Here is a 25644-nt window from a genome sequence, read left to right on the forward strand (position 1 = left end):
CGAAAACCCTCGTGTCTCAACTTTGGTGAGACATTTGTCTCACGCCCAAAACCGAATCTGGAACGTGTGTCACCTGCCCAAATTGTGTCTCATTTCGTAACTTTAGGCTGTTGCAAGGTCTGAGACCGCGAGAAGGGAGACGCGATGAGTAAGTACACGAGGGGTCTCTTGGCGGTGATACTGGCCGTAGTGCTGGTGTTGCCAGCCGCAGCATTCGCCATGCTGCCCGAGGCCAACGCCAGGTCCAGCACAGGAATGGACGGACCGACAGTAAACGGGACGGTCGTCGACCCCGATACTAGCGGACGCTGGGAAATCTGGGCAGCCGGCCACGGCGGTAATAAAGTAACAACCCAAAACGTCGGTCGAATCTGGACCGACAAGACGGTCAAGGCAACCGAGGAAAACGAAGAGTCGGACTTTTTGACCACGCTTTCGGCGATGTCCTCGACGTCTAATTCAACCGTGACGGTCACCACGCCGCTTGACATCGTGATGGTGCTGGATGCCTCTGGCTCTATGGATCACGCTATGGGCGATACTGACGACACTAAGCGCATTACAGCTCTGAAGAACGCTGCCTATAGCTTTATTGATACCATCGCCAAGCAAAACGAGGGTATCGAGGGTGTCGATAGGCAGCACAGGGTTGCCATTGTTAAGTTTTCGGGTGATAAGACCGATAAGATCGGCAACGACACGTACGATAAATGGGAATATGGCAGAACTAATACTTACAACTACTCCCAGGTAATGGCGGGCTTGACCAATTGCTCTGGCGCCGGCGTGACTGATCTTAGGGAAACAATTAAGGCAATCAAACCCGCCGGCGCCACGCGCGCCGATAATGGTCTGCAGCTGGCAGAGGGCATCACTTCTGGTCGCGCAGATGCCAAGAAGATCGTTGTGTTCTTTACCGACGGCAAGCCAACGAGCTACGACGAGTTTGATTCTAAGGTCGCTAACGATGCCGTGACGGCTGCCAAGAACATGAAGGACAGCAAGGCCACCGTTTATACTATCGGCATCTTTGATGGCGCGGACCCCAGCGCTGGTATCCAGGATTCGGGAAAAAGCCAAAAAGAGAACAAGTTCATGCAGGCCGTTTCGAGCAACTACCCCAATGCCACGGCATGGGATGCTCATGGTGCACGCGCTGAAAACTCCGACTACTACAAGTCGGCGACCAATGCAGAAGAGCTCAAGAAGGTCTTTGACGACATCTCACAGGCCATCACATCGGAGGCGCCTTATCCGACCGAAATCCATAAGGGCTACGACGAGACCAAGTCCGGCTACATCACGTTTACCGACGAGCTGGGCGACTTTATGCAGGTCGACAGCTTCACCGAGGTCGTCATCAACGGCACGCCGTTTACCAAGACGGACAAAACGGTCAATAAAGAAACCAATACCGACACCTACGAGTTCACCGGCAAGGCAAAAGACCTGCTCATTACCGTGCAGCGTGCTGGTGATGACAATCCCCAGAAGGGCGATGTCGTAACGGTCAGCATTCCTGCGTCGTTGATTCCGCTGAGCCACTTTAAGACCGTAGACGGCAAGCTTTCGGTCGACAGCGCTCAGCCTATCCGCGTGAAGTACACCTCGAGCGTGAAGAGCACTGCGCTCGACAACCTGTTTACGCCCGAGAAGGTAACGGGGCTCAAGGATTACATCGAGAACAATACGACCGTTGCCAACGGCGCCAAGACCGTGAATTTCTACGCGAACAAGTGGGCTGCCGGCGATCTGGGCAATACGGTTGCGACCTTTGAGCCGGCCGACACCAACCGCTACTACTACTTCCAGAAGCAGACGCCCATTTACACGGACAAGGATTGCACGCAGCCTGCAAAGAATTCGCTGGCAGATACCGGCACCTATTACTACAAGGATGAGTTTGAGGAGCAGGGCGAAAACGGCGAGGCCAAGCCCGCCTCTGCCGTCATCGAGTTTATCGGCGGCGACGCTGCGAAGTTTGACGGCGCTATTGTTGCTGACGAGGACGGCAACCTTTCGTTTAGCGTGGGAACCGCGCGCCTAGCCTTTATCGACGAGCTCCACACCACCAAGGAGAGTGTGGGCGGCAACAACACTGGTACCGCGACCGACGTTCTTAATCCCAAGTGGAACAACATATCCGCCAAGGCGACCGCGACGCATGTCAACTCCTACCTGGGCAACAACGGCAAGATCAGCTATAAGTACGACATGACGCCGGTAACGGTGGATACCAAGGATGCCAAGGCCGGCTTTGGCCTGACCAAGGTACTCGAGGGCCGCGACTGGACGAAGGAGGACACGTTTGAGTTTGGGCTGACGTCCGAGAACGGTGCCCCGATACCCGAGTCCGCGACAGCGCCCGTGACCGCGTCTGTGACCAAGGACGATCTGGACGACAAGGGTAAAGCTGTCATCGACTTCGGCACGATCAAATACACCGAGCCCGGCACGTACGTCTACAGGGTCAGCGAAAAGAACGCCGGGACCACGGTCGATGGCATCGCCTACAGCAAGAATGTTGCGGAAATCACCGTGACGGTGACGCCCAACAAGAAAGGTGAGCTCAGCGCTGAGGTGAAGGTGACCTCGGGCAAGGCCATGTTCGAAAACGCTTACGCTACGAATCCTGTTGAGTCCAGCGTTACCGACAAGATTGACGTAACCAAGGTCCTGACCGGGCGCGACCTTACAGCCGGCGAGTTCAGCTTTGAGCTGCGCGAGGTTAAGGGCGAGGACTCCGAGCTTATCGAGACCGTTGAGAACGCTGCCGACGGTAAGGTGACGTTCAGCCCCATTGAGTACACCGAGATCGGCCAGCACACCTACACGCTGCGCGAGGTCCCGGGCGACGCCGGCAACGGCATCACCTACGACGGCAAGACCTACACCATCGAGACCGTCGTCAAGGACAACGGCGACGGCACGCTCGGTGTAGAGCACAAGCTGAAGGACGTCGACGAGGCGAAGTTCAACAACGGCTACAAGCCGAATCCTGACGAGTTCAGCGTCACCGACGAGATCAAGGTCACCAAGGTCCTGACCGGCCGCGACATGACTGAGGGCGAGTTCTCCTTCGAGCTCGTCGAGGGCGAGGGCAAGGACGCCAAGGTCGTCGCCACCGGCAAGAACGCCGCCGACGGCACGATTACGATGAGCGCCGTGAAGTACACCAAGCCCGGCAAGCACACCTACACGCTGCGCGAGGCCAATGGCGGAACCACCAGCAAGGGCATCACCTACAGTGACGCCAAGTACACCATCGAGACCACCATTACGGACAATGGCGACGGCACACTCAAGGCCGAGCACGTCCTGAAGGGTACCAAGCCCGCCGAGTTCAAGAATACCTACAGCGTGACCCCGATCGACGCAGAGCTCGACTTTGACCTGAGCAAGGCCATCGACGGTCGTGACTGGACGGATGCAGACAAGTTCAGCTTTACCATCACCGCTCCCGAGGGCACCCCGCTGCCCGACCCCGCAACCGTAACTGTGAGCAAGAAGGACGCGAAGGACGGCATCGCCGCCATCAACTTCGGCAAGATCAGCTACACGGCTGCCGGAACCTATAAGTACGAGATCCGCGAGAACGCGGGCAGCGCGGCAGGCATGACGTATGACGGACATGTCGCGACCGCCGAAGTGACCGTGACTGATAACGGCAAGGGCGTCCTGACCGCCAACGTCACCAAGAAGGAAAGCGGCCGCTTCACCAACACGTACCGCTCTGAGCTCGATTACGCCGCGGCCGGCGGCCTTAAGCTCAGCAAGACCCTCTCCGGGCGTCCCATGACCGAGGGCCAGTTCACCTTTACCGTGACGCCTGCCGACGAGGCTTCGGCCATCGCGCTCGGCCTGCACGAGGGCGCCAACGTGTACAAGTCCCCTGCAACGGCAGAGGCAACGGTTGGTCTGATCGACATCCTGGCTGACCATGAGGTCAAGTTTACGCAGGCCGACGCGGGCAAGACCTTTACATACACCGTTGCCGAGAAGAACGACGGCCAGCCCGGTTACACCTACGACGACGCCGAGCGCACCGTGACGATCGCTATCGCCGACGATGGCGCTGGTACGCTTACCGCTACGACGACCGTTTCTGGCGGACCCAATGGCACGCCTGTGGCGGTCCACAAGAGCGGCGAGAATAAGGTCGAGAGTGCCGTGGCCCCGTTCGTCAACAGCTATAGTGCCACGACCACCGCGACTGGCGGGGCCGGTGCCCAGATCGTCGCCACCAAGACTCTGGCCGGACGTCCGATGGCCAACGGCGAGTTCTGCTTCGGTATTGCCTATGCGGGTGAGAAGGATGCCATTGAAGGTACCTTCGCCAACAACATCAACGGCCAGGTGAGCTTTGGCACACTGCATTACACGACTGAGATGCTCGCCGATTTGGTGAGCGCCGGACGCGCCATCCGTACCGACACGGATGCCAAGCTTGCGTGGACTATCAACTACACAGCGTTTGAGTACACGTCCCCGCTCGAAGCAAAGGGTATTACTGCCGCAACGCCGAGCTTTAGCTTTAAGGTCATCGTCGTCGACAACGGTGACGGTACCTTGACGGCAAAGCCCGACTACGGTGGTACCGAGCCCGTGTTCGAGAACGTCTACGGCGCCGAGGCCGCGGATGCCGCACTCGCCGGCACCAAGAAGCTCCAGGCTGCCGAGGGTCTGACCCCGGCCGATATCACGGGCAAGTTCACCTTCACCGTGACTGCCGACGAGGTTGGTGCCCCGATGCCCGAGCACACAGCCGTGACCAACGACGCGGCCGGCAACGTGGACTTCGGCAAGATCCACTTTACGCTCGAGGACCTCAACCGTGCTCTGGGCGTGACGACCGATGCTTCTGACGACGCATCGAGCGATGCCGAGGCCAACGCCGACGAGGCCGAGGTTGACGCCGACGCTGCCGACACCGACGAGTCCAACGACGAGTCCGAGCCCGCAGCCCCCACCGCTCCGCGCTCGCACACCTTTACCTACACGGTGACCGAGTCCGGTAGCGCCCCTGGCGTGACCAACGATGTCAACGCCACGCGCAAGGTTTCCTACACCGTGACTGACGACGGTGCCGGACATCTGAAGGTCGTGCGCGAAGGCGACGACGGTGCTGCCTTCACGTTCACCAACACCTACAGCGTGACGCCTACCGATTCTGTGGTGACCGATCAGGTCAAGACGGTCAAGCGCCTAACCGGACGCGACCTTGCAGCTGGCGAGTTCACGTTTGAGCTGCTCGAGGACGACGTGGTTGTCGCTAGCGGCACCAACGACGTCAACGGCAACGTTACGTTGAACCCGATCCGCTACGAGGCGCCCGGCACGCACACGTACACGCTGCGCGAGGCTTGCCCCAACGCGCTCGGCCTGTACAAGGGCGTCACCTATGACGGCACGACCTACACCGTCGTGACCACCGTCTCCGACAACGGCGACGGCACGCTGACCGCGACGCACAAGCTCGAGGGAACTACCGAGTCCGCTGGCTTTACCAACAAGTATCATGCCATGCCCACCCAGGTCTCCATCGGCGCCATCAAGGTGCTCGAGGGACGCGAGCTCAAGAAGGACGAGTTTAGCTTTAAGCTCGTTGGCGAGGACATCGAGTCCACCGTTACCAACGATGCCGACGGCAAGATCAACTTCGACAAGTTCGAGTACGACGAGCCCGGTACGTACGTCTACACCATCAGCGAGGTCAAGGGCGACGAGGCCGGTATGACCTACGACAAGTCCGTCTTTACCGCGACCGTCAACGTGGCCGATGATGGCGAGGGTAACCTCAAGGCGAATGTCGCCTTTGCCAAGGGCGACAAGAGCGTCGAGGGTATCGTGTTCAACAACACGTACAAGAAGCCCGAGACACCCGTGCCGACACCCGATCCCGGCACGCCCAAGACCGTGACGAACATCGTCAAGACGGTCAAGGGTTTCCTGCCCACCACGGGTGACCAGCAGGCCGCCGCACTGCTCATGGCATTTGTTATCGCCATGGCCGGCGTCGGAGCCCTGGTCTGGGGTATCCGTAAGCGCTAGGCACGCTGGCAGCGCCCGGGGCCAAAAGGCCCCGGGCGGCCGGCGGGGAGCCAGAACACAGCCCCCACCCCCACCCCCAGCCGCCACGGAGACGTCTCCCTTCTCCGTGGCGGCACTTTTGTGCGTAGGGGAGGAAGGGCCGCCACGAAACCGGCCCATCTACTACGTTTAGTCCCTTACCCCCAACCATGCCAAAAAACGCGAAAACAAAACCGCAGGTAGAACGCCTGCGGTTTTGCTCAAAACGAAGGTATGGTCAGGGGTATCGAGTCAAACGTAGTAGATGGGCCGGTTTCGTGGCGGGCGGTTCCGGCTGATCCCCTGGGGACGGAAGAAAACAGATTATTTTGGTCCCGCGAGGATTGCGGAGGCGCTCGTGCAGGGCTGCCCGAACAAAACTATGTCGGTTTACGGGGCTGAGTCACGAGTCCCCAACCATGCCGATATTCGTGAAAATAAAATCGCAGGTAGACGAGCCGTCATTTTGCAGAAAACGCGGGTATGGATGGGGGTCCTGAGTTTAGCCCCGTAAACCGGCATAGTTTTGAAATGGTATTAAATCGGTGGCAGCCATTTTGCTATGCCGGGGCGGTCAGTCGTTGGGCAACTACCCTCGCAGGTAGGCGATGGCGATCTGCGTGCGGTTGCGCAGGCCCATCTTTGCAAGGATCGAGCTGATGTGGTTGCGCACGGTGCCTTCGCCCATGTAGGCGGTGGCGGCGATCTCCTTGTTGTCGAGGCCGCGGGCGATGAGCTCGGCGACTTCGAACTCGCGGTCGGTTAGGCCGGCAAAGGCTGTGGGCCGGCGGGGCGCGTCGGCTTCGGTGCCCGCCCCATTAAAATCGATATCCTCGATCGCCTTGCCCTCGAGCACGCGTTTGCCATCCATGACCTGTGCCAACGCCGGCGGAATGGCGGCGACATCGGTCTTGATCAGGTAGCCGCGGGCGCCCAGTTTAAGCGCCGACACAATGTACTCGTCATCCGAGAATGTCGTCAGAAACACCACGCGCGCCGTGGGGTCGCGCTCAAGGATTTCGCGTGCCGCCGAAAGGCCGTCGCGTCCCGGCATCTGAATGTCGAGCAGCGCGATGTCGGGCGCGTGCTCGCTGTAGAGCGCGACCGCCTCGTCGCCATTGGCGCCGGTGCCCACCACTTCGATCTGCGGCTGGGCGCCCAGGATAATCTTGAGCGAATCGACCACTAAGCGGTCGTCGTCGACAACGATGAGCCTCATCGGTCCTCATCTCCTTGCTGTTTGGGAACGGTGGCAAACACGCGCCAGCCGCCGGCGCTGGCACGCGGGCCGGCGGTGAAGGTGCCGCCAAGCGCCTCGATGCGCTCGCGCATGGAGGCGAGCCCCATGCCCTCCGCAGCGCCGCGGCCGCTTGCTTGGACCCCGCCCGCGCCATCGTCGGTAACGACAAGCTGGTAAAACGACGGATGTTCCATGCATCGTACGGTGACGGTCTGGGCGCAAGCGTGGCGCATGGTATTGGAGAGTGCCTCGCGCAGGACCGCTGCAAAGCAGTTGGCGACATTTGCGGGCGCATGCTCGGCCAAAACTTCAAGCTCAATCTGCGGGCCGCCGTCCGAGCGCGCGCCTTCAACAATGCGTTCGAGCTGCACGGAAAGGTCGACGGCGTTGTCGTTGAGCGCGTGGACGCTGGTGCGCACAAGCTGGAGCGCCTCGTCAACCGTGCGTTTAACGTCGGCGAAATCGGCGGCGACGCCAGGCTCGTCGGCGTGGACCACGCGTAGGGCTTCGGCCTGCAGCGAGGCGCGCGTGAGCTGGTGCCCGACGTTATCGTGGATCTCGCGCGCGATGCGGGCGCGTTCGGCGAGTGTCGCGAGCTCGACTTCGTAGTCCTGGCGGTCGGCAAGGTCGCGGTTGCGCGCTTCGAGCGCGAGGGCTCGTTCTTGCAGCCCGTCGCGGGTACGGCGCATGCGCTGTTGCTCGCGCTCCAGCTGGGCGGTACGTAGCGATAGCAAGGTGGCGGCAACCGAAAGGATGGCGGTCAGCAGGAGCGTTCGGGTGGTGAGCGCGCCGCCGCGAAGGTCCGCGACAAGCGCGCAGACAAACACGGCGCCAATCGCCAGCGCGGGCCAGATGCGTTCACGGCGCACGCGTCGCGCGATGTCATAGAGGGCGAGGGGCGCAAACGGCACAAACGGCGGTATAAAGACGGCCGCGATGATGTAAACGTAGCTCGCGGCCTCGCTTGCACGGCGCGTGCGTTCATCCTGTGCCACCTCGGCCAGCGAGGTGGCAATAACGCCAAGGCAAAACGCCGCGACTAGGCGAGCGTCCACAGCAAGACCCATGGCGGCCGCAATACAGCACGCCAGCACGATCGATTTGTCGAAAAGCCTGTTCATACGGGTATTGTACGCGAAGCCGCGCGTGGTGGAGGGGCCGCCTGCGCAACTGTGACATTCCTCCCATGCGGCAAATCGGGGGCGTCGGCAGGCCACGCGGCCAAGCCTCGCACTCGTGACAAAGCTCACTGGTGCGCGCCGGCGGCTCCTGCGATGATGCAATCGTACCGGGCCGCAATCAACGGAAGGGCCGCCTCATGACAGACATCGTCCACGTCGAAAACCTCGTCAAGCGCTATGACGATCTTATCGCGCTCGACCACTTTAACCTGAGCATCGCCCCCGGCGAGATCTTTGGCCTGCTCGGCCCCAACGGCTCGGGCAAAACCACGTCCATCAACTGTATCCTGCAGCTGCTTGCCTACGATAAGGGCACCATCGAGTTGTTCGGCGAGCCCATGACGCCCGCCCGCTACGACCTCAAGCGCCGCATCGGTGTGGTGCCGCAGCAGGTGGCGGTGTTCGACGAGCTCACCGTGCGCGAGAATATCGACTATTTCTGCAGCCTTTACGTTAGCGACCGTAAGCGCCGCCGTGCGCTCGTGGACGAGGCGATCGACTTTGTCGGCCTGGGCGACTTTGCCAAGTTCCGCCCCGGCAAGCTCTCGGGCGGCCTGGCACGTCGCCTCAACATTGCCTGCGGCGTTGCGCACAAGCCCGAGCTCATCTTCTTTGACGAGCCCACGGTGGCAGTCGACCCGCAGAGTCGCAACGCCATCCTGGAGGGCATCTGCCGCTTGCGCGACGAGGGCGCTACGGTGGTGTATACCAGCCATTACATGGAGGAAGTCGAGCAGATTTGCAGCCGCATCATGATCATGGACGGCGGCCGCGTGCTGGCGCAGGGCACCAACGACGAACTCAAGCGCATGATTCAGATGGGCGAGCGCGTGACCGTCGAGGTCGGCGCCGTCGAGACCGCCACGGTTGAGCGCCTGCGCGCCCTCGAGCATGTGCTTTCGGTTGGGCTGTCGGGCGGCGAGCTCGTCTGCACCTGCGAAGCGAGCCCGCACAATCTGGTCGACATCCTCGATACGCTGCGCGCCGCCGACGTGGCGCTCGGCCGCGTGTGGAGCGAGCCGCCGACTCTCAACGACGTGTTCCTCGAGATCACCGGCCGCGAGCTGCGCGACTAGGGGACAGCCATGTTCAACACCATTATCATTACGGTCAAGACGCTGCTGCGCCGGCCGAGCACGTGGGTTTGGGGCGCGATCTTTCCCGTCGCGCTTTCCACGATGTTCATGTTTATGTTTGCGAACCTCAGCTCCGACGGCAAGATCGACCCGGTGCCGGTGGCCGTTGTCGCTGACGAAGCCTGGGACGCCTCGACCTTTAAGGATGTGGCGACGTCGCTTGCCAAGGAGGGCGACGACCAGCTGCTCGAGATCCACGAGTGCGACGATGCAGCCGACGCGAACCGTGCGCTTAAGGCCGGCGAGGTCGCGGGCATCTATACGGTCGACGACGCGGGCACGCCCAAGCTCACGCTGCTTTCGAGCTATGACAACTCGCGCGCCTCGTCGGTGCTCACCGACCGCAGCATTCTGGAGACGGTGGCAAGCTCGTATACGCAAAATGCCGAGCTCATGTCCCAGATTGCCCAGGACAACCCGGCGGCGTTCGCCGACCCGGAGGCGGTTGCGCGCGCCCTGTCGCTAGAGGGCGGCACCCGCCGCGTTAGCCTGACGCGCACCACGCCCGATGGCACGGTCATCTACTACTACGCGCTCTTTGGCCTGGTTGCGATGATGTCTGCCGAGTTTGCTGCCTTGAGCGTCGTCGATTTGCAGCCCAATCTGTCGGGCCTTGGCGCGCGCCGCTGCGTGGGCGGCCTTTCCAAGACGGCGTCGCTGGCCGGCATCTTTGTCGGCTCGTGGCTGGTCTCCTTCGCCTCGATGACGATCGCGATTGGCTATGTGCGCCTGGTCGTGGGCGTCGACTTTGGCGGGCGCGAGGGACTGTGTCTGGTGGGCGGCGCCGCTTCCGCGCTTGCCGCCACGGGCCTGGGGCTCTTTGTGGGCACGCTTCCCGTTAAGGGCGGCAAGGCGTCCAAGTCCGGCATCCTTACGGGCTTTGCTACCACGTGCGCCCTGTTCGCCGGCCTCTACGGCGAGCCGGCGATGGCGCTTGCCGACGACGTCGCCCGCGCCTGCCCTGCCGAGTGCTGGCTCAACCCCGTCAAGCTTATCTGCGACATGTTCAACCGCCTGTATTTCTTTGAGGACCTGGGCCCCTTTGCCGTTCGCGCCGGCGCACTGGTCCTTATGGCGCTGCTGTTCGTTGCCGCCGCCACGCTGATCTTTGGAAGGAGCCGCTATGAGCACCTTTAAGACCGCGCTTCGCATGGCGCTGGCGCACCCGTTCTACCTGCTCATCTATACGGTGTTCATCTCGCTCATGGGCGTATTCATCGCGGCATCGGTGAGCTGGAACTCGTCGCAGCTCACCGAGTACAAGCCCTACGATGCCAACGTGATTGTGGTCGACCGCGACGACAGCGACCTTTCGCGTGCGCTTACCAAGCATCTGGGTTCGCGCTTTGAGCTGGTCACGGGCGTCGGCGACGACACCTACGACCTTGCGGACGCGCTCTCCAAGAGCAACAGCGCCAAGGGCAGCGCCGACTGCGTGTTCTTTATCCCGGAGGGGTTTGAGGGCGACCTCGTTGCGGCCGCTCGCGCGGGGGAGTCCCTGCCCAAACTCGACGTGACGTACGGCTCCGGCACCATGGCGGCGGCGCTTTCGTCTGCCGAGGCCTCGCGCTGGATCTCGCTCGCGGGCGCTGCGGCGGCACTTGAGCCCACTGCCTCCAACGGTGACGTCGCCAAGGCGGCCGAGCATGCGGCCGCGAAGCGTGCGGAGGTCGAGATCGATCAGGTCAAGGTCGACTCGACGGCCGCCGCCACGCTCGAGTCGTATTTCAACTTTGGTGCGTACGCGATTATCTCGTCGGTCATCGTGTCAGTGGGTCTGGTGTTCTCGGGCATGAACGAGCCCGAGCGCGTGCGTCGTATGGATGCCGGTCCAATCTCCGAGCGCCGGCGCTCGCTTGCCGTGTTTGCGGCCGCCGCCGTGATCACCGTCTGCATCTGGTTTGTGTCGAGCATGATGGGCGTCGTGGGCTTTGCCGGTGCGGTCGCTGAGGTTGGCGTGGACCGTGTGTGCTTGGCGCTGGCAGCGACGTTTGCCCTGGCGTGCACGCCGCTGGCCGTTGGCTTTGCGCTGTCGAGCCTGGGTGCGCGCGAGGAGCTGCTCAACGGCGTGGGCAACTTACTCGGCATGCTCATGACGTTTTTGGGCGGCGCCTGGATGCCGCTGTCGCTCATGGGCTCGGCCGTGCAGACCGTGGCGCATTTTGTGCCGACATATTGGGTGAACGACGCGATCAGCAAGGCGCTCGCCTCGGATTTAACGTCCACCGTGCTGGGCGACATCGCCTGCGACCTGGGCGTCACGGCACTCTTCGCCGTGGCCATCGCCGCCGCAGGCCTCGCCCTCGCACGCACCAAATCCCGCGTCTAGCCACCTAGTCATTTAAGAGCGTCCCCAATGACTAGGTGTCGCGCTTGACTTTGACCCTACTTTAACGGGTACCATCCTCTTATGTCTGTAACGCCATATAGACCGAGGGGATAGATCTATGACCGCAACTGCACCCGCAGCACCCGCTAAGGTGTACTTCACCAACCTGCGCACGCATGCTCGCGAGAGCCAGCTCGACAAGCTCAAGCGCCTCATCCGTCACGCCGGAATTGAGCAGATCGACTTTGAGAACAAGTTCGTCGCCATCAAGATTCACTTTGGCGAGTTGGGCAACCTGAGCTTTTTGCGCCCCAACTACGCTCGCGCCGTCGCGGATGTCGTGAAGGAGCTGGGCGGCAAGCCCTTCCTCACCGACTGCAACACGCTCTATGTGGGTAGCCGCAAAAACGCGCTCGAGCACATCGACACCGCCTACCAGAACGGTTTTACCCCGTATGCCACGGGTTGCCAGATCATCATCGCCGACGGTCTCAAGGGCACCGACGAGGCGCTCGTCCCGGTCGAGGGCGGCGAGTACGTGCGCGAGGCCAAGATCGGTCAGGCACTCATGGATGCCGATATCGTGATTAGCCTCACCCACTTTAAGGGCCATGAGCAGGCCGGCTTTGGCGGCGCCATGAAGAATCTGGGCATGGGTGGCGGCAGCCGTGCCGGCAAGATGGAGCAGCATGCCGCCGGCAAGCCGAACGTCGCGACCGAGCACTGCGTTGGCTGCCGTGCCTGCGAAAAGATCTGTGCGCACAACGCCATCTCGTTTGACGATACCCGCGAGCGCGAGCTTGCCAACGGCAACACCCGCACGGTGCACGTGGCCGCCATCGACCACGATCGCTGCGTGGGTTGCGGACGCTGCATTGCGGCATGCAACCAGGACTGCATCAAGCCCGGCTATGACGCTGCGGCCGACGTGCTCAACTGCAAGATCGCCGAGTACACCAAGGCCGTCGTCGACGGCCGCCCGAGCTTCCACATCTCGCTTGCCATGGATATCAGCCCCAACTGCGATTGCCATCCCGAAAACGACACGCCTATCGTCAACGATATCGGCATGTTCGCGAGCTTCGACCCGGTCGCCATCGACCAGGCCTGTGCCGATGCCGTCATGGCATCCGAGCCGCTGCCCAACACCGAGCTCACCGATAGCGCCGCCAAGATGGAGCATAACCACGAGCATCTGGAGGGCGAGCAGGCCAAGGACCCCTTCTGCATCACGCATCCCGACACCGACTGGCGCGCCTGTATCGCACACGCCGAGAAGATCGGCCTGGGCACGAGCAAGTACGAGCTCATCGAGGTCAAGTAGCGCCTAGTTATTGGACAAATGAAGCGCTTTTCTGGCGCAAGTAGAGCAAAAGCCGCCCGTGGGCACAGCGCTCACGGGCGGCTTTCCGGAAGTATGCGGCAAATTTCGAGACCGCCGAGCACACGACGTTTTTTGGCAACAAAACCCCTGATAAATTGTTGGTAAAACTGCGGTCTGGACGGGCTTCCCGAGATTTTCCCCGCACTTCCGAAAATAGGGGGTCAGATAGACCAGTAAACCGTACTATTTGCCTAAAAATACTCGTCGAGGAAGTTGTTGACTGTGTTCCAGTAGAGCTCGGGGTCAACTTGCGCACTCTTGGCGTGGGTGGCGCCATGGATGGTGAGCTTTTGCTTGACCTTGCTGGCGCACGCGTCGTAGTTTTGGTCGAGCATGCTGTACGGCACAAAGGTGTCCTGGTCGCCGTGGATAAACAGCATGGGAACCGTCGCGTGTTTGAGTTGCTCCACGCTGCTCGCCTTATGAAAGTCGTAGCCCGCGCGCACGTTGCACACCAAGTCTGCTACATCGAGCAAGGGAAAGCTGGGCAGGCCGAACACGTCCTTGAGCTGCAGAGAAAACTCGTCCCAAACACTCGTATAACCGCAGTCCTCGATAATGCATTTCACGTTTGCGGGCAGAGATTCCCCCGCGACGTTCATGGCGGTTGCCGCACCCATCGACTCGCCAAAGACCAGGATGCGCGCCTCGGGGTCAGCTGCGACGATCCGCCCAATCCATGCGACGATGTCGAGGCGCTCGGGCCAGCCCATGCCGATATAGTCGCCGCCGGAGCGCTCGTGGGCGCGGGCGGCGGGTGCGAGTACGTTCATGCCGCGGTCATGGAATCGTTTGGCGTATCGGGCCATGCCGATGGGCTCGTTGGTATATCCATGTAGGCAGATAGCGTAATCGTGCGTGCTCTCTGGGGCGGCAAAATACCAAGCGGCGAGCTCGGTTCCGTCATCTGCGGTAAGGCTGCTGCTCTTGCGGTTGTCCTTAAACCACGCCCGCGCCTCGGTGTCCTCGGCATCCATCTGTTCGCCCTTTTCGGCGTCCTTGCCATCCTGCATCATCTTCATGGTGTATGGCGCGCGGGGATTCAGCGCGAAGTCAAACAGAAAGTTGCCGGCAAATCCGAGCAGCGCAACGACAACCACCAGCGCAACGATGCCGGCTATCTTGAGCTTTCGATGGGAACGTGCGTTTTGAGCCATGCGGTATTCTCCTATAAGATGTTAATACATCAACATTTAATGCAAGCGCATTATGGACGTTCGCCGTTGATGCGTCAACAGGCAAAGAATGGGTAAACAAAGGGTCACGTATGGTGCAAATTTCGCACGTACCTAGACGCTTTGATATAGTGTTGAGAACTCTTTACGTTGGAGGATGTAACCGGCATGTCCGATTCGAGCGACAGTTCTAAGCCGCGACCCAAGACCGCGGCCGTTCCACACTACACGGTGGGCGAGGAGATCATGAACTCCGTCACCCATGGTGTCGGCTGCCTGCTGGGTATCGCGGGCCTGGTGCTCCTGATCGTATTCGCCGCCCTGCGCGGCGGAGGCCCGGCCCATATGGCCGCGGCGATTGTCTATGGCGTCAGCATTATCCTCGAATACCTAGCCTCCACGCTCTACCACGCGATTCAGCCCGCGCGCGCCAAGCGCGTGTTTCGCATCATCGACCACAGCTGCATCTACCTGCTCATAGCCGGCAGCTATACGCCGTTTTGCCTCATCACGCTCGCAAACGACGGCGGCGCTGTGCTGTTCTTTGCCGTATGGGCCATCGCCATCATCGGCATCGCCCTCGAGTGCTTCCTACGCGAGCGCCAGCCGCATTGGGTAAGCGGCCTGGTCTACCTGCTGATGGGCTGGCTCGTTGTCTTTAAGCTGCCCGAACTTGTTGCGCTGCTCAATCCCGTGGCACTTGCCCTGCTCGCCGTCGGCGGCGTGTGCTACACCGCGGGCGTGCCGTTCTATATCGCCAAAAACGTGCGCTATCTGCACAGCGTGTTTCACCTGTGGGTGCTCGCCGGCAGCATCTTCCAGTTCATGGCGGTGATCCTCTTCGTAATCTAGCGACCATGCCTGCGCGCCCGCGTTCTCGTTTGGGCGCCGGTGCAATTGCCGTATCCGCCATCAACGTTTTAACCTGACGTCCCGAATCTTGGAGGTTCGAGAAACTCCCGATGGACATAACCATCTCCCTTATCACCACCCTCGTTTTGACCCTCATCAACGGCTACTTCTCTATGTCCGAGATGGCGCTCACCACGGCCAAGCGCGCCGTGTTGGAGCACGAGGCCGAGGAAGGCGACAAGCGCGCCGAGCGTGCCATTAAGCTGGCTGCCGACTCCGACCAGCTGCTCGCCACCATCCAGGTCGCCATCACGCTCGTGGGCTTCGCCTCGTCCGCCGTCGCCTCGACGAGTCTGTCCGACCCGCTCGCCACGTGGCTCATGAGCTTTGGCATCGCGCCGCTCTCCGCCATCGCGCGCGGCCTGGCGCCGGTCATCATCACCGTCGCGGTCGCCTTCGTGTCCATCGTGATCGGCGAGCTCGTCCCCAAGCGCATCGGCCTGGCCAATGCCGAGGGCGTGTCCAAGCAGGTCGTGGGACCGTTGTCGTTTTTCCAAAAGATCGCCCGTCCGCTCGTGTGGCTGACCGGCGCCTGCTCCGATGGCCTGGCCCGCATCCTGCGCATCAAGAGCGCCGACGACCGCCAAAACGTCTCGGAAGAAGAGATCAAGTACATGGTCTCGGAGCAGGACGACCTGCTCGACGAGGAAAAGCGTATGATCCACGAGATCTTTGACTTGGGCGATACCGTTGCCCGCGAGGTCATGGTGCCGCGCGTGGACACCACCATGTGCGAGGACGACGAGACGGTCGCCGACGTGCTGTCCACCATGCGCCAGACCGGCTTCAGCCGCATCCCCGTCTATCACGAGGATCCCGACAACGTCGCCGGCATTGCGCACATCAAGGACCTGATCCAACCCGCGCTCGACGGCAAGGGTGACCAGCCCATCGCCGGCTTTTTGCGCGACGCCACCTTTGTGCCCGACACCAAGGACATCCTGCCGCTACTGTCCGAGATGCAGACCTCGCACGACCAGATCGTGGTGGTCGTGGACGAGTACGGCGGCACGGCCGGCATTATCACCATCGAGGATATCGTCGAGGAGATCGTCGGCGAGATCGAGGACGAGTTCGACCCCGACAACAAGTACCTCACGCGCCTTTCGCGCCGCGAGTGGCTCGTTGATGGGCGTTTTTCGTGCGATGACGCGATTGAGCTTGGTTGGCCGCTCGAGGAAAGCGATGATTATGAGACCATCGCCGGCTGGATTTTGGAGCTTTGCGACTCGGTGCCCGACATCGGAGAGGTGTTTGAGGTCGCGGGGTACAAGTTTAAAGTTCAGTCGATGCGTGGCCAGCGCATCTCGCTCATTCGCGTGATCGCTCCGGCCGAAACCGATAAGAAGGATTCCGAGTCTTCGGCAGAGAAGCCGGCGGCGTCGGGTGCGGGCTCTGTGGATCCGCACGATGGCGACGAGTAGGGCAAGGAAGAGTAGGGGAGAGTTATGGCAGGCCTGTTCAACATCCTTAAGGTCACCGTCAGCGAGGACAAGATCTGCGCGCATGTGCTGGTGAACCCCGGCATGCCGCTCATGACCTCGGAGGATATCGAGGCCACGGCGCGCGTGTATTACCTGGTGCCGGCGATTGCCAAGCACCTGTGCCTGGGTGATTCCGGTCGCGAGTTCCAGGACTGCATGGGCCAGACCGAGCTCTGCCACCTGCTGGAGCACGTGACGGTTGAGCTCATGAACGAGACCGGTCTTGCCGGTAGCATCTCGTGCGGCCGCACGCGCGTAAGCGAGCACGACGAGCGCGTCTTTGAGGTTGAGCTTTCGTGCCCCGATGACGCGCTGGCCATTGGTGCGCTGTCGTCGGCCACCTTTATGATGGACTGGGCGTACCTGCACGCCGACCAGCCTGCCCCCGACGTGGAAGGCACGGTCGCGGGTCTGCGCAACCTGGTGTTGGGCATGCGCGCCGAGGCCGAGGGCAAGGATCCTCACGAGGCCGTCGCCGCTGCGAACGGCGAAGATGCTGCCGAGGACGAGGGCGCTGACGAGGGCGATGTGCCGGTCGACGCCGAGCTCGTTGCCGATGCGACCGCCGAGCCCGTTCCCGCCGAGCCCCAGGGCGTCCCCAACTTTGACGACGAGCCCCAGGTGGCGATTGATACCGAGGGCGCGGTTGCCGAGAACCACGAGGCCTCCGCTGCCGTCTTTGGCGGTGCTGCGACGGTTCCGGCAGGACCTGCGCATGAGGGCGGCCTGCCGCTCGTGGACGGCGCCGGCGAGGACCCGGGTGCCACGGTGGCCATGCCGGCTATGCCCCAGGAGTAGGCCTACGCGTTTATCACCATCACGTACCTGCGCCTTTGCCGTACGCAGATGAGCGGAGCGGCAAGTGATGCGCTGCGGGTATAATGGACAGCATTCAAACGGTGGGCACCGACGTGCCCGCAGGAGAGGAATGATCATGGGTAAGACTTTCAGCTTTGTCTCCGGCGCACTTTTTGGTGCCGCTGCCGGCGCTATTGTCGGCGTTGCTCTGGCCCCGCGCTCGGGCGCCGAGACCCGCGCCATGGCTGCCGATATCGCCAACGACGCCTGGGACAATATGCGCGACACCTACGAGCACAGCGCCGAGGAGGCCCGTGCTGCGGTGAATGACTTTGGCCCGATGGTCGACGCCAAGACCGACGACCTGCGCGCCAAGGTCGACCTGGCCCGCGAGCGCATGGACCAGCTGCGCGAGCAGCTCAACGACGCCATTTCGGGCGGCAACGTGACGCCTGCCGCCGACGTCGTGGTCGAGAACGCCGTCGAGGCTGATACCGAGGCTGCGGAGCCCTCGACCGAGGCATAATGCGCGCCGGGGATTTTGTCGGCGCCAAGATCTATCGCAAGCCTACTGAGGACAAGCGTACCAAAAAGGACGGCACACCGCGCAGCCCTAAAAAGCTCGGAAAGATTCACTTTCCGGTCTTTACCCCGGGCGGTACGCGCGTGGTCGGCTTTATGGTCCGCCAGTCCGATATCGCGGGTATGATCGAGCGTCCCGACCGATTCGTAGCGCTCGACGCCATTGGTGTCTACGAGGGCGCCATCGCGGTTGACGACGTCAAGGACACGTACGATACCGCTGCGGCCAAGCGCCTCGACATCAACCTGGACGATTGCATCATCTGGGTCGGTATGGACGTGCGCACGGAATCGGGCGACGTCGTGGGCTATTGCTCGGACGTTGAGTTCAAGCCGCGCTCGGGCATCGTGCAGGCATTCTATGTGACCGCCGGTGCTGCTTCGAGTGTTTTGGTTGGTGACACGCAGGTGCCGCCGACGATGCTGCGCGGCTACGAGAACGGCGCGATGGTCGTCTCGGACGAGGTCAAGTCGCTCGGGTATTCGGGCGGTGCGGCTGCCAAGGCCGCCGAGGCCAGCGTCGTGGTGGGCGACAAGGTCAAAAAGGGCGCCAAGGTGCTCGACGACAAGGGATCGGTTGCCGTGGACAAGGGCAGTCGCGCACTGGGCAAGCAGCTCGGCAAGACGCGCGGCATGTTCAAGGCCTTTAAGGACGAATACCAAAAGGCGAGCGGAGGCTCGTCAAAAGCTACAAAATAGCGACGTACCAAATGATGGGAGGCAAGCCGGAGACCTGTTGCTCCGGCTTGCTGTGTTTATGGGGGAGGGCACATGCGCCAAAACGGATCCAACTTAAACGAGCGTTCGGGTGCGCGTCCGACGGCGCGCCGCGATTTGGGGCAGCTGCCCAGCGGTCAGCGCAAGCGTCACCGTAAGCCCGGCGCGATGTACCTCAACCATAGCCGCGGGTTTAGCGACCGCAGTGCGCGCATCGGCAACAGCCGTACGCCCCGTCGTTCGTCTCGCCTGCCCTACGCGCTCATCGCCGTGGGTTGCGCGCTCGTGCTGTTTATCGCTGCCGTCGTGGGCTACGTCAACCGCAGTGTGGACGTGGAGCTCAACGGCCAGAAGACCGCGGTGCGTGTGGGCTCTACGCTGCAGAATCTCATCGACGACCAGGAGTTGACTGACACCTACGACGCAGGCGACCTGCTGGCCGTCGATGACAGCGTGCTCAAGCGCCATGGGGGCGAAAAGCTGTCGGTGAAGGTCGACGGCAAGCGCGTGAAGCAGGGCAAATGGGATAGCCGCGAACTCGAGGGCGGCGAGAAGGTGACGGTCAAGGATGGCCGTAACACTTACGAGAAGCACGAGGTTCAGGCTACGGTTATCGAGCCCAAGCTCAAGGTCGAGGGCACGGGCGCTATCGAGTATGTGCAGACATGGGGTGTCCAGGGCCGATCCGAGGTGTGGGTTGGTGAGCAGTCAGGCAAGACGCAAGACCGCGGCGAGGTTGTGCCCGCCGCCGATTGCGTTGTTACGTGCGCCTGCGTGGCGCCCAAGGGCAACAAAAAGTACGTGGCACTGACGTTTGACGAGGGTCCGAGCGGCGCCACCAAACAGATCTTGCAGGTGCTCAAGGAAAAGGGCGTCACCGCGACGTTCTTCCTTTCGGGCGATGCGGCCGAGGCCTCGCCTGCCACGGCCAAGGCGATTGTCGACGCCGGGTGCGAGATCGGATCCAACAGCTACAGCGACGATTCGCTCAAGGGTCAGGACCGTGAGGCGGTACGCGAACAGATCACGAAAGGCACCGATGCGATTAAGTCGGCGACCGGCGTGAAGACGATGCTGCTGCGTGCTCCCTACGCTGCCTTTGACGAACAAAACTGGATTGATGCGATGGACCTGGTCTCCGCCGTGGTCTCGTGGAATATTGACTCGGGCGACTGGCTGCTCAACGGTGCCGACGAGCAGGTCTCGACGGTGCTCGATTCGGTGACGCCGGGCAATATCGTGCTGCTCACCGATAGAGACGAATGCGCCGAGCAGACACTCGAGGCGCTGCCGCAGATTATCGACGGCCTCATTGCCGACGGCTACAAGATCGTGACGCTCAGCGACCTGGTCAAGACGGACACGTCGTTGAGCAAAAAGCTCACCTCGCTGACGAAGGCCACCATGCCCAAGGACGCCGTGTTCCCCCAGCTTGCCGAGGACGACGACACCACAGAGTAGTCATTGGGTAGTCGTTTAAGAGCGTCCCCAATGGCTATGTCACGGATGCGTCAGCGTTTGGTATGCCTGCAATGTGCAGCGCATAAATTCGATGCCGCAGGGCGATGCTGATGCTATAGTTACTGCGGTTAATGAGGGTCAAGAGAAAGGTTACAGGTGAAATCCAAACCTCGACCATACAGTCGATGACCCCATGCAGGTGCTTTTTGCGCATGCACGGGGTGTAAGCGTCGAGCGGCGTGCCGCCCGCGCATGCGTATACATATCCAGAAGCCCCCGGACGCCGCACGCGCGGCCGCGTTCGGAGGAATAATGATGGGGAGCACCATTGAATTATCTGAGTGAGATGCTCAAATTGCCGGTCTTGGACGTCGATGGCGAAAAGCTCGGCGTGGTCAACGATTTTGGTATTGCTACCGGCGAAGTTTTTCCACACGTGACGTCGCTCGCGTTCCGCGGTCCCGGCAAGACGCCGTTTATGATCAGCTGGCGCAAATGGGTCGACCGTATCGACGAGACGGGTGTACACCTTAAGACGTCGGCCACCGAAATCCGTTTTTCGTACCTGCAGCCGACCGAACTCTTGCTTGCCCGCGACGTGCTCAACAAGCAGATTGTCGACACGCAGGGCATGAAGGTCGTGCGCGTAAACGACATCAAGTTTTCCATGTCGGGCGAAAACCAGCTGCGCCTGCTGGGCGCCGAGGTCGGTGCCCGCGGTCTGCTACGCGCCATCAGCCCCGCGCTCGAGCATATCGTCGAAGGCTTTATGAAGCACCTGGGCAAGCCGCTCAGTGAGGACATCATCGCTTGGTCCTACATGGACCTGCTCGACCGCTCGACCAAGAACATTCAACTCTCGGTGTCGCACAAGACGCTCGGCGAGCTGCACCCTGCCGACATCGCCGACATTATCGAGCAGCTCGACCCGCGCCTGCGTGCGCAGGTGTTTGCGCAGCTCGATACTGCCCAGGCCGCCGAGGCCATCTCGGAGTTCGATGACGACGAGCTTATGACCGAGATGCTCGAGGGCCTGTCCGATACCGACGCATCGTCGATGCTGGCCATGATGGACCCGGACGACGCTGCCGACCTGATCGACGAACTCGATTATGAGAAGGCCGAGAAGCTCCTGCGCCTGATGGGCGTCAAGGAGGAGAAGGCGATTCGTAATCTGCTGGGCTACGAGGACAACACCGCCGGCCGCATCATGACCTCGGAGTTTGTCTCGCTGCCCGCCACGGCAACGGTCGGTGACGCCATCGAGGCGATTCGCAAGCTCGACGAGGACTTTGAGAGCGTCTATTACGTCTATACCGAGGACCCGAGCGGCATGCTGACGGGCGTGCTTTCGCTGCGCACGCTGATCGTGGCCGACCGCGACGCCACGCTGGGCCAGCTCGCCTATCGCGATCTGGTCTACGTGTCACCCGACGAGGACCAGGAAGACGTGACGGACGAGATGACCAAGTACGACCTGGTTGCCATCCCTGTCTGCGACGAGAACCGTCATATCCTGGGCATCGTGACCTTCGACGACGCCATGGACGTTATTGCCGAGGAGCATCAGGAGGACCTGCAGATCGCCGGTGTCGGCTCGGGCGATAGCGCGTCGGACGACTCGACGAACGTGCTCAGCTGGTTCGTGCATCGTCAGTACTGGGTCGTCGTGTGGGGCATCGCCTCGTGCATCATGGCAACGGTGCTGGGGACGGCGCTGGGCTCCGCGCATTTGGTGGTGTTCCCCATGTGCGCCATGCCGCTCGTGTTGCTGGCTGCCTCGCGTATGGTGTCGTTCGTCAAGAACTACTTCCTGGAGTATGACGGTCACGACGACGAGCCCAAGCCGTATCTGGGGTTCTTCTTCCAGAGCACGGGCATGGGCCTGATTCTGTCACTCGTGACCTATCTGTGCGCCCAGCTGGTGCGCACCGCTGCGTTCCCCGATGCGCCCATGTTTGAGGAGCAACTCTTTACCGGGTGCTTTAATATCGCTGCCATCATTTGCCTGGTTGGCAACATGAGCGCCGTGATTTACCTGATGGTGCTGTTCTGGCGTGACGAGCATGACCTCAACACGTCGGGCACCGCCATGAACGTTATTGCCGTCATGATCTCGTGCGTAGCGTACTGCGCCGCTGCGGTGCTGCTCACCATGTCGGTCATGGGTTAGGTGGTCGCGTGCAAAATACCAAGCAAAAGTCGGGCACCAAGCAAAAGTTGACCATCGCGGCCATCTTTGGCGCTATGGGTCCCGGTCTGCTGGCGGCGCTTTCGGGCAATGACGCCGGCGGCATTGCAACGTATTCCAGCGCGGGCGCCAGCTATGGCTACAAGATGCTCTGGATGCTTCCCGTCATGACTGTGCTGCTCATCGTGACGCAGGAGACCGCGGCGCGCTGCGGCTGCGTCACGGGCAAGGGCCTGGCATCGCTCATTCGCGAGCGCTTTGGCGTGCGCAAGAGTGTACTTGCTATGGCGGCGCTGTTGATCGCCAACACGGCTGTGACCATTTCGGAGTTCGCGGGCATCGCCAGCGGCCTTGCTCTCTTTGGCGTGCCGGCGAGCATTTCGGTGCCGCTGGTGGCGCTGCTGGTGTGGATGCTTACCATGTCGGGCAGCTTCCAGCGCATCGAGAAGATTCTGCTGCTGGTGAGCTGCGTGTTCGTGACCTATATTGTCGCCGCGTTTATGGCTGGCCCCAACTGGGGTGAGGTCGCGGTCGACCTGGTCGTGCCTAACATTCAAAATGACCCCAGCTACGTGTCGCTCGTGGTCGCAACGATCGGTACCACCATCGCGCCGTGGATGATTTTCTTGGCGCAGAACAACGTGGTCGATAAGAACGCGGGCGAGGACGATATCGTGCTGCAGCGCATCGATACCGTGAGCGGCTCGCTTGCCGCCGATGTCATTGCCGGCTTTATTATCATCACGACCGGTACGGTGTTGTTCCCGGCGGGTATTCAGATTAGCGATGCTGCCGATGCCGCCCGCGCGTTGGAGCCTATTGCGGGTCAGTGGTCCACGGTACTGTTTGCCTCGGGCCTGGTCGCGGCGAGCTTCTTGGCTGCCTGTGTGCTGCCGGGCGTTACGTCGAGCGCTATCTGCGAGGCATTTGGCTGGGAGCGCGGTGCCGACCGCAGCTGGGACGAGGCTCCGGTCTATCGCGGCATCATTACGGCCATCATTGGTATCTCTGCCGTGCTGGTGCTTATGCCCGGCGTCGATCTGTTCCAGATTATGATGACCTCGCAGGTCATCAATGGCGTGCTACTGCCCGTGGTTCTGGTGTTCCAGGTGGTTATTGCCGCTGACCGTCACATTATGGGTGCCAACCGCAACGGCCGCGTGTGGAATGTGCTCACTTGGGCGACTATCGGTGTGATTACGGTGCTCACGGTCGTCATGTTTGTTCTGCAGGCGATGGGCTACAGCGCTTAACGCCCACTTTTGCTTCCGAACAGGCCGCAGCGATGGGCTGCGGCCTGTTTTTTGTCTGCTATAGGGTGTTAGTTATATAGCAATGGGTGGCGCGCGCAGACGTGGTGTAAGAGCGTCCTGAGGTCCGTCGCTGCAAGTCCCGATATTACTCCTTCTTGAGACCGCGCCTCTCGACTATCTCGTCCACTATCTCCCTGGCGCGCCGCCCGAGCGCGCGGCGCCTCCCCTCTGTCGGGGCCGGCCTGTCCGCGGGCTCGGCGAAGCCCTCGGCGGCCGAGGCCTCGGAGAACACGCGCTGCTGGGACCACTGTCCCTTGGTCTCCATGAGGCTCGCGCACGTCAGGCGCAGCATCGACTCCCTCGAGGGGAAGGACTGCACGACCCTGTAGCGGCGCTTGATCTCGCGGTTGGCGCGCTCCTGGACGTTGTTGGTGCGGAGCTTGGCCCAGTGCGCCCTGGGGAAGGCCGTGAACGCCAGCGCGGAGTCCTCGGCCTGCTCGAAGACCTCGCCGGCCCTGGCGGACACCGACGCCACCCAGGGCGCCGCCTCGGCCCACACGCAGCGCGCGAGGTCGGGGTCGTCCTGGTAGACCGCGGCGTGCACGAGGTCCCTGACGGCCGCCTTGGAGTCCTCGGGCCTGCCCGAGCAGGCGCTCTGGAGGTTGCGCTGCAGGTGCGTCACGCAGCGCTGCCAGGCGCAGCCCTGGAACAGGCGCGAGACGGCGGCCACGAGCCCGGCGTGGCTGTCGGAGACCACGAGGCGAACGCCGGCCAGCCCGCGCTCGCGCAGCCCGCCGAGGAATGCCGCCCAGGAGTCCTCGCTCTCGGTGTCGACCACGTCGCAGCCCAGGAAGTGCTTGCGCCCGTCGGCGCCCAGCCCGATCGCGGTCACGACGCCCTGCGAGACGACCGACGAGCCGACCCTGCAGCTCATGTAGGTGGCGTCGAGCCACAGGTAGCAGCACGGCGTGCCCGACAGGTCGCGGCGGCGGAACTCCGCCACCTCGGCGTCGAGGTCGGAGCAGAGGCTCGAGACCTCCGAGCTCGACAGCGAGGATATGCCCAGCTTGGACGCCACGCGCTCGACCTTGCGGGTGGACACGCCGCATACGTACATCTCCTGCACGATGGCGGCCACCGAGGTGTCGACGCGCGACCATCGCGCGAGCATGCCCTCGGGGTAGTAGGTGCCGTGCCTGAGCTTGGGTATCTCGAGCTCCACGTCGCCCACGGCGGTCTTGAGCGACCTGGGGCGGTAGCCGTTGCGGCTGTTCTCCCTGCCGTCGCTGCGCTCGTTGCGGCTCGCGCCGCACATCTGCTGGGCCTCGGAGTCCATCAGCGCGTTCATCACGCTGCCCAGCACCCTGCACGCGAACTCGCGCGCGTCGCCGCACTCCTGCCAAAGCCTCGCCGCCTCGAGGGCCTCGTCGCGGCCGAGGCGCAGTACACTCTCTTCTTGGGGCATCGCCTTTCCTTCCATTCGTCACCTTCATTACTCCAACGACGAATTCTAGGCGGTGTCCCCTCCCTTTCAAGAAAGGGCGGAGGCGGGGCATGCCCCGCCTCTTACACCACATCTCTGCGCGCTACCTAGCAATGGACAAAAAATGCCAAATATGAGTACTGTTGCTAAGTGAATAGCATTTACATCCTAAAAGATAATGAACATAGCCTTTAGTATGTTCATTAAAATTGGCTCCAATACGCCTTAAACCAGTCAGGTTGGCTGCTT

At 61.7% G+C, this 25644-nt stretch carries 17 protein-coding genes; 13 read left to right on the forward strand and 4 right to left on the reverse strand.

Going from position 1 to position 25644, the window contains the following annotated elements; genetic code table 11:
* Positions 1-144 precede the first annotated feature (144 nt).
* A complete protein-coding gene (locus tag LCQ44_RS03610) occupies positions 145-6051 on the forward strand; it encodes a Spy0128 family protein (protein ID WP_225094080.1) in 5907 nt (1968 codons plus the stop codon).
* A gap of 607 nt (positions 6052-6658) precedes the next feature.
* On the opposite strand, the gene LCQ44_RS03615 is transcribed toward LCQ44_RS03610, so the two are convergent.
* A complete protein-coding gene (locus LCQ44_RS03615; RefSeq protein ID WP_055285351.1) occupies positions 6659-7288 on the reverse strand; it encodes a response regulator in 630 nt (209 codons plus the stop codon).
* On the reverse strand, positions 7285-8430 hold the full coding sequence (locus LCQ44_RS03620; protein WP_225094081.1) for a sensor histidine kinase: 1146 nt from the start codon (positions 8428-8430) through the stop codon (positions 7285-7287). Before LCQ44_RS03620 ends, LCQ44_RS03615 begins: the two co-directional genes overlap by 4 nt.
* Before the next feature lie 197 nt (positions 8431-8627).
* On the opposite strand from LCQ44_RS03620, the gene LCQ44_RS03625 reads away from it, so the two are divergent.
* The 4 genes from LCQ44_RS03625 to LCQ44_RS03640 all read left to right on the forward strand — a co-directional run bounded on the left by LCQ44_RS03625 (position 8628) and on the right by LCQ44_RS03640 (position 13279).
* Positions 8628-9566, forward strand: coding sequence for an ABC transporter ATP-binding protein (locus LCQ44_RS03625; protein WP_225094082.1), 939 nt, complete (start codon positions 8628-8630; stop codon positions 9564-9566).
* A 9-nt stretch (positions 9567-9575) separates the two neighbouring features.
* Positions 9576-10763 carry an ABC transporter permease gene (locus LCQ44_RS03630; RefSeq protein ID WP_225094083.1) on the forward strand — a complete coding sequence of 396 codons (1188 nt, stop codon included), beginning with the start codon at positions 9576-9578 and terminating at the stop codon, positions 10761-10763.
* Complete coding sequence (locus LCQ44_RS03635; RefSeq protein WP_225094084.1) at positions 10750-11955, forward strand: ABC transporter permease; 1206 nt, start codon at positions 10750-10752, stop codon at positions 11953-11955. The genes LCQ44_RS03630 and LCQ44_RS03635 overlap by 14 nt, the downstream gene beginning before the upstream one ends.
* Positions 11956-12073: 118 nt before the next feature.
* A complete protein-coding gene (locus LCQ44_RS03640; protein ID WP_196025906.1) occupies positions 12074-13279 on the forward strand; it encodes a DUF362 domain-containing protein in 1206 nt (401 codons plus the stop codon).
* A gap of 251 nt (positions 13280-13530) precedes the next feature.
* Here the strand turns inward: LCQ44_RS03640 and LCQ44_RS03645 are convergent, their stop codons facing one another.
* Entirely contained in the window at positions 13531-14496 is a 966-nt protein-coding gene (locus LCQ44_RS03645; protein ID WP_225094085.1) for an alpha/beta hydrolase, read from the reverse strand.
* A 186-nt stretch (positions 14497-14682) separates the two neighbouring features.
* Here LCQ44_RS03645 and trhA point away from each other — a divergent pair, with 186 nt between their 5' ends.
* The 8 genes from trhA to LCQ44_RS03685 all read left to right on the forward strand — a co-directional run bounded on the left by trhA (position 14683) and on the right by LCQ44_RS03685 (position 23912).
* Positions 14683-15366, forward strand: a complete 684-nt coding sequence (trhA, locus tag LCQ44_RS03650; protein WP_172676303.1) for a PAQR family membrane homeostasis protein TrhA — start codon at positions 14683-14685, stop codon at positions 15364-15366.
* 110 nt (positions 15367-15476) lie between these two features.
* Positions 15477-16850, forward strand: a complete 1374-nt coding sequence (locus LCQ44_RS03655; protein ID WP_006235739.1) for a hemolysin family protein — start codon at positions 15477-15479, stop codon at positions 16848-16850.
* Between the two features lie 24 nt (positions 16851-16874).
* Positions 16875-17708, forward strand: a complete 834-nt coding sequence (locus tag LCQ44_RS03660; RefSeq protein WP_225094086.1) for a cyanophycin synthetase family protein — start codon at positions 16875-16877, stop codon at positions 17706-17708.
* A gap of 136 nt (positions 17709-17844) precedes the next feature.
* Positions 17845-18234, forward strand: a complete 390-nt coding sequence (locus LCQ44_RS03665) for a YtxH domain-containing protein (protein ID WP_035136593.1) — start codon at positions 17845-17847, stop codon at positions 18232-18234.
* Positions 18234-18989, forward strand: a complete 756-nt coding sequence (locus LCQ44_RS03670) for a PRC-barrel domain-containing protein (protein WP_225094087.1) — start codon at positions 18234-18236, stop codon at positions 18987-18989. The genes LCQ44_RS03665 and LCQ44_RS03670 overlap by 1 nt, the downstream gene beginning before the upstream one ends.
* 72 nt (positions 18990-19061) lie before the next feature.
* Positions 19062-20468, forward strand: a complete 1407-nt coding sequence (locus LCQ44_RS03675; protein ID WP_225094088.1) for a polysaccharide deacetylase family protein — start codon at positions 19062-19064, stop codon at positions 20466-20468.
* A 328-nt stretch (positions 20469-20796) separates the two neighbouring features.
* Positions 20797-22641: a magnesium transporter gene (locus LCQ44_RS03680; protein WP_117758587.1), complete on the forward strand. Its 1845-nt coding sequence runs from the start codon at positions 20797-20799 to the stop codon at positions 22639-22641.
* A gap of 74 nt (positions 22642-22715) precedes the next feature.
* Positions 22716-23912, forward strand: coding sequence for an Nramp family divalent metal transporter (locus LCQ44_RS03685; RefSeq protein ID WP_006235731.1), 1197 nt, complete (start codon positions 22716-22718; stop codon positions 23910-23912).
* 145 nt (positions 23913-24057) lie between these two features.
* Here the strand turns inward: LCQ44_RS03685 and LCQ44_RS03690 are convergent, their stop codons facing one another.
* Positions 24058-25392: an IS256 family transposase gene (locus tag LCQ44_RS03690; RefSeq protein WP_225094089.1), complete on the reverse strand. Its 1335-nt coding sequence runs from the start codon at positions 25390-25392 to the stop codon at positions 24058-24060.
* Positions 25393-25644: the final 252 nt, after the last annotated feature.

This window comes from Collinsella aerofaciens (assembly GCF_020181355.1).
Classification (GTDB): Bacteria; Actinomycetota; Coriobacteriia; order Coriobacteriales; family Coriobacteriaceae; genus Collinsella.